Source organism: Nocardia sp. NPDC004340 (assembly GCF_053602575.1).
Window position 1 is genome coordinate 88,267 of the sequence record NZ_JBSGDW010000012.1, and the last position, 13,203, is coordinate 101,469.

Sequence of the window (13,203 nt, forward strand, 5' to 3'; positions counted from 1 at the left end):
TGAGTACAAAACTGTAGGTACGAGTCTGTAAGGAGGACGATGATGACCGCCGTGACCACCGACACCCCAACCACCCGCTTCGCCGAGGTGGAATGGGGCAGACTCGCGTACACCGAGCACGGCGGCGGTGACTCCGTCGTCGTGCTGCTGCACCAATTCCTCATCGACATGCGCGCGCAATGGCCGATCGCGGAATATCTTGCGGCGCGCGGATATCGGGTGATCTGCGTTGATCTGCCCGGGCACGGCGAATCCGAACAGCCGCGCCGCACCGACGCCTACGGTCTGCGCGTTTCCGCCGACGCGGTACTGGCGCTGCTGGATACGCTCGAATTGGACCGGGTCTTCCTCGGCGGCGCGTCCTTCGGATCGCTGCACGCGCTGCGCATGGCGTTGCTCGCTCCGGAACGCTTCACCGGCGTCTGGCTGGAAATGCCGATCCTGGACCGCAGCATTCGCAATTCCTGCTATTGGGGCGGGCCCTTGCTGATCGGCTACAGCCTGCTGACCCCGCTACTGCGCGTCGTCGCGCCGGTGGCCCGCGGCTACGCGAAACGCACCGGCCGCGGCGGCATTCCGCTGGGCGTGCTGGCGCGCGACCCGATCGCCACCCGCCATCTCATGACCGGGGTCCTGAGCCGGGGCATCCAGCCGTGGATCGCGGACTGGCGGCAGCTGCGGACCCGCGCCCTGGTGATGGGGCACCCCTTCGATCCGATGCACGTGCGCAAGGACGCCGACACCCTGGCCGCGGGCCTGGCCGACGCCCGATCCTTGCGCGCCCCCTCCATCGCCGCGTTGCGCCGCCATCCCGAACGGCTGATGCCGCGGGTCGAGGAATTCATCGCGGCCTGCTTCGCCGACCACCGGAGCACGGCGATCCCGGCCTGATATGACTCCCGAACATCGTGAATACGCCGTCGCCGTCATCGGCTGCGGACCCGTCGGCAAGGTGCTGGCGCTCCAGCTCGCCGCGGCCGGACTCCGAGTCGTGCTGGTGGACAAGCGGACCGCCGACTATCCGCTGCCCCGCGCGGTGACCCACGACGCCGAATTCGCGCGCATCCTGCAATCGGTCGCGCTCTCGCCCGAGACCCTCGCCGAGGTCGCCGAACCCTACGACGGCCTCTACCGCTGGGAGAACGCCGACCATCAGGTGCTGCTCGAGGTGGATTGGTCCGGGCACGGCGAATCCGGCTGGTACAACACCTATTTCTTCCATCAGCCCGCGCTCGAGGAGCAGCTGGAGGCGCGCCTGCGAGAATTGCCGAATGTCGTGATCCTGCGCGGCTGGGAATATCTCGGCCACACCGATCTCGATGCGGCGGTCGCGGTCCGACTGGGGCGCGGCGCGGAATCGCTCGAGCTCACGGCGAGCTACCTGGTCGGAGCCGACGGCGCGGGCAGTGCGGTGCGGGCCGCGATCGGCGCGCACTGGCAGGACAATCGGTACTTCTCGGACTGGCTGGTGGTGGACGTGGCCCCCGGCCCGGGCGCGCCCGAGCTGATCGAGGCTCGTCAGACCTGCGATCCGGCCCGGCCGCATACCATGGTGCCGGGCGGCCCCGGGCGTCGCCGCTGGGAGTTCATGCGGCTGCCGCACGAACGCGTCGCCGATATCGACCGGCCCGGCTTCGCCTGGTGGCTGCTCGCGGATTTCGGCTTCACCCCTGAGAATTCGACCCTCGAACGCCACGCCACCTACCGCTTCCAGGCGGGCTGGGCGACTACCTGGAAGCGCGGGCGAGCCCTGATCGCGGGCGACGCGGCGCACCTCATGCCGCCGTTCGCCGGACAGGGCCTGTGCACGGGACTGCGCGACGTCATGAATCTGGGGTGGAAGCTGCGGGCGGTCCTGTCCGGCACGGCGACCGGCGCGCTGCTGGAAACCTATGCGACCGAACGGATTCCGCACGCCACCGAGATCATTGACTTCTCGGTTCGCCTGGGCAAGCTGATCTGTCTCACCGACCCGGCCGCGGCCCGCGCCCGCGATACCCGGATGCTGGCCGAGCGGGCGCGGCGCACCCGGCCGGAGCGGCCGCCACGCCCGCGGCTGGGGCCGGGCCTGCACCACGGCGCGCACGGCGGCACCCTCTCCATCCAGGGCTTCGCCCGGGACGGGCAACGACTTCCTGCCCGGCTCGACGATCTGCTGGGCGGGGCCGGGGCGCTGATGGTACGCGACGCCCGCCTGCTCGAGGGGCTGGACCGATTCGAGCTGTGGCAGCTGGCCGCCATCGGCATCCGCCCCTGCGTGCTCGCCGCACCGGGCGGGTCGCAGCCGTCCTATCGCGCGGTGCGACTCGAGGACGCCGACGACGCCTACGGGGAGTGGCTGCGGCGGCTCGGCGCCGACGCGGTGCTCATCCGTCCGGACTTCTATGTGTACGGCACCGCGCACACCGATGCCGGAGTCCGGCTCATGGTGCGGCGGTTCCTGGCCGCGTTGGCTGGCGCCCGGGTGTCACTGTGAGCGGACCGCCGCTAGCGGACGGCCCGCAGGGCCTGCACGAAATCGGCGCGGCGGGATCGGAAACGATTCGTGCCGGTGACAATGGAAATGGCCTGGACAATTCCGCCCGGGCCGCGCACCGAGGTCGCCGCCGCACTGATTCCGAGATCATGTTCCTCGTGGTCGAACGCAATTCCCCGGATGCGCACCATATCGATTTCACGAAGCAATTCTCCGACCGATGTGATCGTATTTCTGGTGAATTTCTCCAGTGTGCCCGGAAGCAGTGCGCGGATTTCGGAATCGGACAGCTCGGCCAGCAGCACCTTGCCGATGCTGCTGGCGTGCGCCGCGAACGGCCGGCCCACTCGGGTGACCGCTCGCAGCCGGTTGCCGGTACTGACCTGATCGATCACGACCACCTCGCGACCGGTGAATACCGCCAGGTCAACGCATTCCTGGACGCTGTCGGAGAGGCTCGAGACCAGCGTCCGCATGGGTGTGACCAGCTGCTGCTGACTACTCAGCGCCACCCCCAGCAGGCCCGGGCCGATCCGGTAACCGTCGGGCACGGCCGCGACCAGATACCGCCGCGCCACCAATCCCCGAACAATACGATGCACGGACGAACGGGGTACTCCGGTCATGGCCGAGATCTCCCGGATGGTGAGCCGGCGGCGAGAATCCGCTAATGCCTCCAGAACGGTCATCGTCCGGTCCTGCATTTCCATGTGTTCGAGCGTATCGGACCATTCCCGAGAAAAGGATACCCGCAGTGAAACTGGTTGGAATTCGAAGTGCCTCCGGCGCTGCGGCGGTCGCGGTATCGCTGGGCGCGACCGTGATTCCCCTGTGCCTCGTGGAGGAATTCTGGAGCGATCCGCGGCTGTGGCTGATGGCCGCGGGCCAGGCCGACGGAACCGCCGTGGCGGCCGCGGACCAGGAATTCGTGCCGATCGTCCCGCCGTCCGCCCGCGTCCTGTGCATCGGGCTCAACTATCGCGCGCACGCCGGTGAAGGCGGCTTCGAAGTCCCGGACTTCCCCACGGTCTTCGGGCGCTGGACCGCGTCGCTGAGCGTCGGCGACGCGCCGGTGCGGGTCCCCGCTGGAGAAGCGGGCCTGGACTGGGAGGGCGAGGTCGCCGCCTATATCGGGACCGAATTCCGCGGTGGCGACGCGGATTCGGCGCGTGCGGCCGTGCTGGGCTACTCGACCTTCAACGACCTCACCGCGCGCCGTGCCCAGAAGCTCACCTCGCAGTGGACGCTCGGCAAGAACGCCGACCGCAGCGGTCCGCTCGGCCCGCTGGTCACCGCCGACGAGGTCGGCGACCTCCGGGACGGCCTGCGGGTCCGCACCCGGGTCAACGGAGAGCTCATGCAGGACGCCAGCACCGCCGCCATGATCTTCGATGTGGGACAACTCATCTCGCACATCGGCAGCGTGCTCACCCTGCACCCCGGCGACGTGATCGCCACCGGAACCCCCGAGGGCGTCGGCTATGTCCGCAACCCGGCACGGCTGCTCGGTTCCGGGGACGTGGTCGAGGTCGAGATCGACCGGCTCGGCGTGCTGCGCACCCCGGTCCGCGGCGCGGAAGGCTAGCGGCACATGAACATCGACGAACACCTCGATCTCGCGGTCTACGAGGACCGGCAGACCGCGACCCGGCTGCTGGTCATCGCCATGGGACTGCTCGACACCTTCGACCCCGCACAGCGCGCCGAGGCCGTGATCGCCGACTTCGAGGACCCACGCCGGCTGGACTGGGACATCATCCCGAAGCCGGATCGCACCGGCATCCCGCTGCACCGCCTCGACCGGCATCAGAAGGTGCTGGCGTGGGACCTGATCCGCAGAGCGGTGCCCCGCCGTACGTTCACCAAGATCCTCGCCATCACCCAGCTCGAACACGTCCTGCGCGAGGAGGAATACGAATTCCTCGGACCCGCGCTACCCGCGTGGCGGTCCTCGGACTCCTACTTCCTGACCTTCTTCGGGCGACCCGGATTCGAGGACACCTGGACCCTGCGGTTCCTGGGCCATCACGTGTGTCTGAACATCACCGTCATCGACGAGCAGTGGATCTCGGCCACGCCCATGGCGCTCGGCGCCCAGCCCACCCTCGACGCGGGGGTGCTGGTGCCGCTGGCCGAGGACGAGGGGCTCGGCTTCGCGCTGCTGCACGCCCTCGACGCGGACCAGCGGGCGCGGGCGGTGATCCACCCGGTCGCGCCGCCCGACTTCGTCACCCGGCAGGTGCCGAAGGTGGGCGCGTACGAGTACCCGGACCATTACGACCTCGGTATGCCCGGCTACACCATCGGCGACGCCGACCGGGCCGCGCTGAAGTTCACCCGCGCCGAACCCTCGGGAATCAATGGCGCGGAACTGGATTCGTTCCAGCAGTCCATGCTGTGGCAGCTGGTCGACTGCTATCTGTCGCGGCTGCCCACCGATCTCGGGTGGCGTCAGCGCACCGCGCTGCACGCGACCGGCCCCGGCTGTCTCTGGTTCGCGTGGGCGGGCGCGCTGAAACCCGGTGCACCGCACTATTTCCGGGTTCAGGCGGGCCGATACCTGATCGAAGCGGTCAATGCCGTCGGCGGCGGCGACCATCTGCACAGTGTGCTGCGCGACCTCGACGCCGACCTCGGCGGCGATCTGCTCGCCGCCCGGGACCGCGACCGGTCCCGCGGCGCGCGACACCTGCGGACCCGGGCCGTGTCGAGTGCGGACCTCCCCCCGGATGCGGAACATTAAGATGGGGCCGGGCCGCGGCACCCCGCGGCCGGCATGAACGAGACGCAGTGGAGGGCAGGTGCCGGAGCACACCGCCAAGCGTGGCCGGCAGGCGCCGCGCATGGCCCCGCGCGAGCGGCAGCAGCAGATCCTCGACTCCACCCTGCGCCTGGTGTTGCGCGACGGGTACGGCGCGGCCACCATGCAGGCCATCGCCCGCGAGGCCGGGGTCACCCGCCCGGTGGTCTACGAGTTCTACCCCGACCGTGACGAACTGCTGTCGGACCTGATCACCCGGGAAGCCGAGAAGGCGCTGTCGGTGTCCGCCGGGCTCACCCCGGCGGTGCTGTCGGGGGAGAACCTGGAACCGCTGATGGAGCAGGCGCTCAGCACGTTCCTGCGGGTCGTCTCCGAATCCCCCGACACCTGGCGGCTGATCTTCATGCCCCCGGCCGGGGCGCCGGAGACGCTGCGCTCTTTCCTTGACACCGTGCGCACCGCCATCGTCGAGCAGATCCGCACCAACTTCGAACTACTGCCGCCGCCCCTGGGCGACGGGGGAGCCGACGCGGAACTGCTGGCGGTGGTCTCCCTGTCCACCAGCGAGGCCGCCGCGCGCGCCATGCTCGCCGAACCGGAACGCTTTCCGGCGGAACGGTTCTCCGCGGCCATGTCCTGGCTGATGAACCAGGTCGAGATCGGGTGGGAGCGATGACCGCCCCGCGTCTGCGGTCGGTGGGCCGCCGCGTCACCCCCGAACGGCTGCAACGGATCGCCGACGTGGCCCTGACCATCGCGGTCGAATCGGGATTCGCGGCGGTCACCATGCAGACCGTGGCCAAGCGGGCCGAGTATGTGCGGCCCGTCGTCTACGACTGTTACGGGACGCCGGAGAACCTGCTGCTGACCGTCCTCGACCGCGAGAGGACGCTGCTCACCGCGGAACTCACCGAGGCGGCCGCCGCCCGCGGCGGCGCCGGGCGACTGCTGTCGTATCTGCGGGTCCAGGTCGCACACCCGCGCTCGTGGCGGCTGTTCACACTGCCCACCGAGGGGGCCGAGGAATCGGTGCGCGCGGCGGTCTCCGAGTTCCGGGAACTGCTGCGCCGCGATATCGAGGACTGGGTCACCGATGTCACCGCCGACCGGCCCGGCCCGGTCGATGCCGAGGCTCTGTCGGTACTGGTGCTGGCGGCGATCGACGCGATCGGGGCACGCATGGTCAGCGATCCGCAGGCCTACGGCGACGCTCGGATCGAGACGTTCGTGCGATCGCTCGAGGGCCTGCTGCGCCCGGCGCCGAGCGGTGCCGGGCGGTCGTAAGCCGGTCAGTGCAGCGGTGATTCGTACAGCCCGATCGGGCTGGTCTCGTACTCGTAGTCGTCGAGATCGAAGGTGCGGCTCGCGAGCCACAGCGCCGGACCCGACACCGGCCGCACGAACGGCGCGTCCCGGTGATGGTCGAAGTAGTAGCTGTTGGCGTTCGCGCAGCTGGGCTGGGCGAACACCGTGTGCCGCACCTTCTTGTACATGCTCGCCATGTAGTCGTCCATCGCCGACTGCTTGACGACCATGCGATGCGCCCCGCGGTGCCGGGCCTCGGTCAGGCAGCGCAGGATGTGGGCGCAACCGGATTCGATGACCGCGAACCACGAGGTGCCGGCCACCGACCACGGGCCGTTCATCAGCCAGAAATTGGGGGCCAGCGGCGTGGAGATGCCCTCATAGTTGCGGTAGCGGTGCTCGTACCAGTGCGCGCCGAGTTCGACGCCGCCCACCCCGTGCACCGGGAAGGCCGGGACGCCGCCGCGATCGAGGGTCTTGAATCCGGTGGCCAGGATCAAGGTGTCGAGCCGCCGCAGCGTCTCGGTCGTCTCACCGGTCGCGGGATCGGTTGCGACGGTGACGATGCCGTCCTTCGTGATGTGGTCGATCCGATCCGTCACCAGATCCACGTTCGGCCGGTTGAACGTGGGCAGGTAGGTGCTCGAGAACGACGGCCGCTTGCAGCCGAAGGCGTAGTTCGGGGTCAGCTTCTCCCGGGTCTCGGGATCGTCGACCTGATTCTCCAAGTGCCGCAGGCAGGTTCGCTCGACGGTGCGAACCAGGAACGGCAACCGGGTGTGATACACCGCGCCGGCCGTCATGATCACCTCGGCGATGGTGTTGGTGCCCGCGCGCAGCACCCGCTGCGCGGCGGGCGCCCGCCGGAACAGGGCGCGTGCGAGCGGGGGCATGGCGGTGTTCGGCTTCGGAATCACCCAGATCGGCGTGCGCTGGTAGATGTCCAGATGCTCGACGATGGGCGCGATCTCGGGCGTGACCTGCAAGCTCGACGCGCCCGTGCCGATGATGCCGACCCGCTTGCCCGCGATCGAGACCGAATCGTCCCAGCGGGCGGTGTGCATGATCTCGCCGCCGAACTCCTCGATGCCCTTGATGTCCGGGTACGACAGGCTGTCGAGCGGGCCGACCGCGCTGACCAGGAAGCGCGCGGTGATCACGCCCTGATCGGTGTTCACCCGCCAGGCCGTGCCCGCCTCGTCGAAGTGCGCGGACTGAACTCGGACACCCAGCCGCAGATGGTCCCGCAGGCCGTACTTGTCGGTGCAGCGCTCGGCATAGGCGCGTAGTTCCGCGCCCGGCGCGAAGAGCTGCGACCAGTCGGGGTTCGGCTCGAAGGAGTACGAGTAGGTGGTGCTCGGAATGTCCACGGCGATACCGGGATACACATTGTGCCGCCACACGCCGCCGACCCCGTCGGCGGCGTCGAGAATCGTGAAGTCGTGAAAACCCGCCCGCTTCAACTGGATTCCCAGACCGATGCCGGAGAACCCGGCCCCCACCACGACGATGTCGTGGTCCACCGGTGCGAGTCCGGCGTGTGTGCTGCGTGCCGACGGTGAACTCTTGCGCTTGCGTGGTGCGCGGGTCCGTGGGGTGTCTGCCAGCGTCATTGCTTTACATCCTCTGTCTACGTCGGCCCGGAGGCCCTGCCGACTTAACTTGACATGTTAGTACCTACACATATGTACACGCTAGAGCTGTCGATGATCACGCAGGTGGATACCTGTCCCGGGAGCCGGGACGAGACGCTGGGCCACGCCCGCGTGCCCGACCTACGGTGTCTCGCATGGCCGATGCAGTCCAGCCCGAGACCACACCCGCAGCCGAGGACGCCGAGCAGTACCGGCAGACCGTCGACTCCTACTTCGATCGCCTGGCGGTCGCCGCGACCGCGCCCGAAGGTGGCGTCGTCGACGGCCCGGCGGCCATCGACGGCCGAGCCGCCTTCCGCCGCCTGCGTCACCTCGGCGCCACCCACTACGAGGTGGCTGTCGATTCCGCGGACTACGTGACCGAGTTGAACGCCGAGGATCGCGAACGCTTCCGAATCGCGTTGAGCGGCTTGCTCCAGGACCTCCTGGAGAGCATCGACACCACGCAGGCGGGCCGCACCGTGACCGCACTCTCGGTCGGCACCAACGCGATTCGCGACGACATTCCCCTGTACCGCACCACCTTCGACGACCTGATCGCCCGCTACCTCACCACCGGCCAGTACCACGAGAGCCACGAAGCCTTCGTCACCACGGCCCTGCTCCTCGAGCAATGGCTCTACGCCCTGGCCGATTCCACCACCACCGCCCACGACATCCTCGACGACGCGGTCTCCTCCAACACCCGCATCCTCGCCGCCCTCGGGCGCGGCCTGGCCCACTACGGGGAGCAGATCGCCGCCCTCCCCGAATCCTCCTACCGCAATGTCGGCCGTGTCCTGCGTGAACAGGCCGAGCCCCACCAACTCGGCCGCATCGTCACCGCCCTGCTCACCATGCACAATCGGGTCGCCGCCGCCGACCCCGCCGCCCAGCCGCAGGCCTACGGCCGCTTCCTCGCCGCCGTGGACCCCGATACGGTCCGCACCGCCGTCACCAACGCCACCACGGCCGTCGCCATCGGCCTGAAGTCCAATCCCGAACTCGCCACCGTGCTGCTGCGTGCGCTCGCCGAAACAGCGTGGGCCGCGCTGAAATCCGTGCCGAAACTCTGGGCCTCCCGCTGATCCCTCCCCGGCGCTGGTTCCCCGGGTTGGAATCAGCGGCAGGAAAAGGGTGTTCCGTCACCGCGCCGGTTGATTCGATGCGGATGTGGTCGTAGCCGGGATCTTGCTGTGGGATCGGTGTTCGGGGTTCGAGTGCGATGAGCGGTGAAGGCGTCACCGACCTCGTCGCGCCGGTGGTGCGGCTGCGGGCCTTGACGTGGCAGGTGTTCGTTCCGACCGCCGTCTTGGGGATGGGCGGCGGGGCGGCCGCTCCCATGTATCCGTTGCGAGCGCTCGAGCTGGGCGCGAGCGCCGGGGCGGCGGGAATCGTGGTGGCGCTCTCGGGCTTCGGGCTGTTGCTCGCGGATCTGCCCGCGGGACAGCTGATCGCCCGGGTCGGGGAGCGGCGCGCGGTCGCCGCGGCATCGGTGGGCGGGGCGGTCGGTGTGCTCATGGCCATCTTCGCGCCGAATCTGGGGTGGCTGGCGGCGGGGATGTTGCTCACCGGCGCGGCGTCGGCGCTGTGGGGACTGGCGCGGCAGACGTATCTGGTGGCCGTCGTGCCCGACAGCGACCGCGGGCGAGCGCTGTCGCTGTTGGCGGGCTCACAGCGATTCGGGGTGTTCGCCGGGCCGCTGATCGGCGCGGCCGCGACGCACGCGTTCGGCGTGACCGGCGCGATGTGGCTGCAGCTGGCGGCGATACTCGTCGGCGGAACACTGATGATGTCGGTCACCGATATCGAGGAGGCCGAGCAGGTCCGGCAGGGCCTGCGTGCGGTGGTGACCGAAAACCGCCGTGTCCTGGGCACACTCGGGCTCGGCGCACTCGCGACCGGCGCGGCCCGAGCCTCCCGGGTCGCCCTGCTTCCCTTGTGGGCGGCGCACATCGGCATGAGCGCCCCGGCCATCGGACTGATCTTCGGAATCGCGGGAGCCGTCGACGTCCTGCTGTCGTACCCGTCCGGCATCTGGCTGGACCGATACGGGCGCCGCGCGACCGGAATACCCTCGCTACTGCTGTTCGCGCTCGGCTACACCACGCTGCCCTTGGCCACGACCGCCGCCGGATTGTGTGTGATCGCCGTGATCCTCGGAATCGCCAACGGCCTCAGCAACGGCCTGATCATGACCGTCGGCTCCGACGTCGCCCCACCGTCAGCGCAGGCCGAATTCCTCGGCGCCTGGCGGCTGACCCACGACCTCGGCATGTTCGCGGGCCCCATCGCGGTCGGAATCATCGGCACGGCAGCCACACTCGGCTCCGCCGGCGTCGCACTGGGAGCGGTGGCGACCGCGGGCGCGCTCGCCATCCGCCGCTGGTTCCCAGGCCCCCCGCTATCCTCGGGACGACCAGCGGAGAACACGGGGGAGCGTCGACATGCCCACTGAGACACGGGCGAACGAATCGGCAACGACCGAATCGGATCGGTTTCCGGTGATCGCGGATCCGCGGCCGGACGACGAGGTGTGGCCGGACATGATCTGGCCGGTGCCGACCGGGACCGTCCTGAGCGGGGAGGCCGTGGAGTTGACCGCGATCGACCCGGCCGCCGACGCCGACGCGCTGTTCGCGGCCCTCGATCATGAGCGGGCGTGGGCGCATGTGCCCTGGCGGCCGACCGATCCGCGACAGTTCGAAGACAGCCTGCGTCAACGTCATTCGCAGGACGATTGGCACATCTGGATCGTGCGGACGCGCGTGGAGCTCGGCGGCCTCCCCGCCGGATCGATCGTCGGCGTCACCGCCTATCTGGAGGCCCGGCCGCGCGATGCGGGGCTGGAGATCGGGTTCACCCTCTACACCCCGTCGGTGTGGGGCAGCGCGGTGAACCCGGAAGCCAAGCTGCTGCTACTCGAGTACGCCTTCGAGACCTTGCACGTGGGGCGGGTCCAGTTGAAGACCGACGTCCGCAATCACCGCTCCCAGCAGGCGATCGCGCGACTGGGCGCGCGGTACGAGGGCACGCTGCGCCGTCAGTTCCGGCGCGGCGACGGGACCGTGCGCGACAGCGTGCTGTTCTCGATCATCGCCGAGGAGTGGCCGGAGGTTCGCGCGCGGCTCGCGAACCGAACCTGCCGGGCGTGAACGTCAGATCGGGCGCACGTCGATGATCGCGCGCAGGCGGGCACGGTCGCGTTCGAGGCGGCGGGCCTCGTAGGCGATGGGGAAGTAGCGGACGCGTTCCGGGAGCATCGGGACGAGGCGGCCGATGACCCAGCCCAGGACCCGCAGGGCGCGTTCGTCGTTCGCGGTCCACTCCAGGCCGAGGCGGTCGCGGATGGAGTCGGGGGTGGTGCCGACGGTGCAGAAGTACTGGAGGCGGCCGATGGGTTGGGTGGCCACGCGCCACACCGGGCGCAGGGCGGACGGGATCTGCTTGGGCGGGGCGATGTTCCGGATGACCTTCAGGTAGTCGTGCGCGACATTCGTGGGCACCAGGTGGTTCTCGATCTGGTCCTCGAACCAGGGGAGCCATTCGGCATAGGTGGCCGGAATCTCCTTGGGCGGCACCGAGAAGTTGCGCATGAGCTGCACGACTTCCTGGTAGTAGGACTCCTTCTCGGCCTCGGTCAGCTTGTCGCTGGAGAAGTACTTGTTGCCCTCGGTGAAGGCGAAGACCGCGGTGTGCAGCACCCACGCCCACGGGCCCGAGGACAGGGCGCGGTGCTTGACGCCCTGGGCGTCGGTGGAATTCAGGGTGGCGTGCATGGTGCGCAGCCGGTCGGCCTCGGCGAGAGCCTCCTCGCCGCCGTAGATCCACATCATGACCGAGGCGATGCTGCGGGCCGCGCGGCCCAGTGCGTCGGTGCGGAAGCTGGAGTGCTCGTCCACCACGGCGGCGATGCTGGGTTCCATGGTCTGGAGCAGGAAGGCAGAGCCGGCGGTGAGGGAGAAGGTGATGAGCCCGGTGTCCTCCCACATCCGGCTGCCGGGTCCGAACGGACGGCGTTCGGGGCGGGCGGCTCCGGATCCCTCGGCGAGCGCGACGGCGGCGGTCATGGTGGATCTCCTTTGATCGACCGTTCCTGACGGCGGTCACGCGCCGACAGGATGAGAGAGTTACTACCGAATCTTCTCATCATGTCGGTGGAGTGGCAACCGTCACGATCGACCGGGATACGATCGATTCGTGGACACCGCTGCCGGTTGGTTGCGCGGCACACCCTGGGGCCGGACCGCCTGGCGGACGGTCCAGGGCCTGTTCGAGATCGAGCTCGTCGATCGCTCGCTGGCGCTGTCCGCGCAGATCTTCACGTCGGTCTTGCCGGTCATCATGGCGGCATCAGCCCTGAGCGGCTGGCATTCCGCGTCCGGCGCGATCCGCTTCCAGTTCGGATTCGATCTCGAGGCGCTGCCCGTCGGTGACGCGGCTCAGGCGTCGGATTCGTCGCTGGCCGCGTTCGGCGTGGTCGGTCTGCTGATGGTCGTGTTCAGCGGCACGTCGTTCGCCCGCGCGCTCGGACGGGTCTACGGCGCGGTGTGGCAGGTGAATTCGATCGGGCCACGGGACGCGTGGCGGTGGTTCGCGGCACTGTTCGCGGTCGCCCTGGCGGTCGCGCTGGTCGGGCAGACCCAGAACCTCGCGCGGGTCAGTTATGTGGGGTGGCCGCTCGTGCTGGCCGGCGAGCTCGTCATCTGGACGGTGGTGTGGGCGTTCGCGCCGTTCCTACTCACGAAGGGCGCGTTGACCCGGCGGGTGGCCTGGGCGACCGGGCTGCTGACCGCGGCGGGCCTGACCGCCGTGCATCTGGCCGGGCGGGCCGTGCTGCCGAGGATCACGGCCAACGCCCAGCGGCACTTCGGGCCCCTGGGGCTCGCTTTCACTTCTGTCAGCTGGCTTTTCGTGATGTCGGTGGTGATCGTCGGCGCTGCCGCGATCATCAAGGCTTTCGCCCTGGACGAGACCGTGATCGGACGGTTTCTGCACGGCTCGAATTGACCATCGCACGATCGAGG

General features: G+C 69.3%; 13 protein-coding genes. 10 read left to right on the plus strand and 3 right to left on the minus strand.

Annotated features, from left to right (window positions below; all coding sequences use genetic code 11):
- Positions 1-42 precede the first annotated feature (42 nt).
- Both ACWEOI_RS31615 and mhpA read left to right on the plus strand, forming a co-directional pair.
- Positions 43-891 carry an alpha/beta fold hydrolase gene (locus tag ACWEOI_RS31615; RefSeq protein ID WP_452361966.1) on the plus strand — a complete coding sequence of 283 codons (849 nt, stop codon included), beginning with the start codon at positions 43-45 and terminating at the stop codon, positions 889-891.
- Position 892: 1 nt separating this feature from the next.
- Positions 893-2,476: a bifunctional 3-(3-hydroxy-phenyl)propionate/3-hydroxycinnamic acid hydroxylase MhpA gene (gene mhpA, locus ACWEOI_RS31620; protein ID WP_452361967.1), complete on the plus strand. Its 1,584-nt coding sequence runs from the start codon at positions 893-895 to the stop codon at positions 2,474-2,476.
- 11 nt (positions 2,477-2,487) lie between these two features.
- Here mhpA and ACWEOI_RS31625 read toward each other — a convergent pair whose 3' ends face one another.
- Positions 2,488-3,186 (minus strand): IclR family transcriptional regulator, encoded by a 699-nt coding sequence (locus ACWEOI_RS31625; protein ID WP_452361968.1) that lies wholly within the window; start codon positions 3,184-3,186, stop codon positions 2,488-2,490.
- A 44-nt stretch (positions 3,187-3,230) separates the two neighbouring features.
- Between ACWEOI_RS31625 and ACWEOI_RS31630 the strand changes: the two genes are divergently transcribed.
- The 4 genes from ACWEOI_RS31630 to ACWEOI_RS31645 are packed head-to-tail and all read left to right on the plus strand — an operon-like array spanning position 3,231 to position 6,521.
- Positions 3,231-4,061, plus strand: a complete 831-nt coding sequence (locus ACWEOI_RS31630; protein WP_452361969.1) for a fumarylacetoacetate hydrolase family protein — start codon at positions 3,231-3,233, stop codon at positions 4,059-4,061.
- 6 nt (positions 4,062-4,067) lie between these two features.
- Positions 4,068-5,219, plus strand: a complete 1,152-nt coding sequence (locus ACWEOI_RS31635) for a DUF3500 domain-containing protein (protein ID WP_452361970.1) — start codon at positions 4,068-4,070, stop codon at positions 5,217-5,219.
- Positions 5,220-5,277: 58 nt separating this feature from the next.
- A complete protein-coding gene (locus tag ACWEOI_RS31640; protein WP_452361971.1) occupies positions 5,278-5,913 on the plus strand; it encodes a TetR/AcrR family transcriptional regulator in 636 nt (211 codons plus the stop codon).
- Positions 5,910-6,521, plus strand: coding sequence for a TetR/AcrR family transcriptional regulator (locus ACWEOI_RS31645; protein ID WP_452361972.1), 612 nt, complete (start codon positions 5,910-5,912; stop codon positions 6,519-6,521). Before ACWEOI_RS31640 ends, ACWEOI_RS31645 begins: the two co-directional genes overlap by 4 nt.
- Before the next feature lie 5 nt (positions 6,522-6,526).
- On the opposite strand, the gene ACWEOI_RS31650 is transcribed toward ACWEOI_RS31645, so the two are convergent.
- Complete coding sequence (locus tag ACWEOI_RS31650) at positions 6,527-8,155, minus strand: flavin-containing monooxygenase (RefSeq protein ID WP_452361973.1); 1,629 nt, start codon at positions 8,153-8,155, stop codon at positions 6,527-6,529.
- Positions 8,156-8,331: 176 nt separating this feature from the next.
- Between ACWEOI_RS31650 and ACWEOI_RS31655 the strand changes: the two genes are divergently transcribed.
- The 3 genes from ACWEOI_RS31655 (at position 8,332) to ACWEOI_RS31665 (ending at position 11,331) form a co-directional block, all read left to right on the plus strand.
- Positions 8,332-9,264 carry a hypothetical protein gene (locus ACWEOI_RS31655; protein WP_452361974.1) on the plus strand — a complete coding sequence of 311 codons (933 nt, stop codon included), beginning with the start codon at positions 8,332-8,334 and terminating at the stop codon, positions 9,262-9,264.
- 137 nt (positions 9,265-9,401) lie between these two features.
- Positions 9,402-10,634 carry an MFS transporter gene (locus ACWEOI_RS31660; RefSeq protein WP_452361975.1) on the plus strand — a complete coding sequence of 411 codons (1,233 nt, stop codon included), beginning with the start codon at positions 9,402-9,404 and terminating at the stop codon, positions 10,632-10,634.
- A complete protein-coding gene (locus ACWEOI_RS31665; protein ID WP_452361976.1) occupies positions 10,624-11,331 on the plus strand; it encodes a GNAT family N-acetyltransferase in 708 nt (235 codons plus the stop codon). Before ACWEOI_RS31660 ends, ACWEOI_RS31665 begins: the two co-directional genes overlap by 11 nt.
- A 3-nt stretch (positions 11,332-11,334) precedes the next feature.
- On the opposite strand, the gene ACWEOI_RS31670 is transcribed toward ACWEOI_RS31665, so the two are convergent.
- The gene (locus ACWEOI_RS31670; RefSeq protein ID WP_452361977.1) at positions 11,335-12,246 is read right to left on the minus strand and encodes an oxygenase MpaB family protein; all 912 of its coding nucleotides are present in this window, start codon (positions 12,244-12,246) and stop codon (positions 11,335-11,337) included.
- Positions 12,247-12,376: 130 nt separating this feature from the next.
- Here ACWEOI_RS31670 and ACWEOI_RS31675 point away from each other — a divergent pair, with 130 nt between their 5' ends.
- On the plus strand, positions 12,377-13,186 hold the full coding sequence (locus tag ACWEOI_RS31675) for a hypothetical protein (RefSeq protein ID WP_433666978.1): 810 nt from the start codon (positions 12,377-12,379) through the stop codon (positions 13,184-13,186).
- The last annotated feature ends 17 nt before the right edge of the window (positions 13,187-13,203 follow it).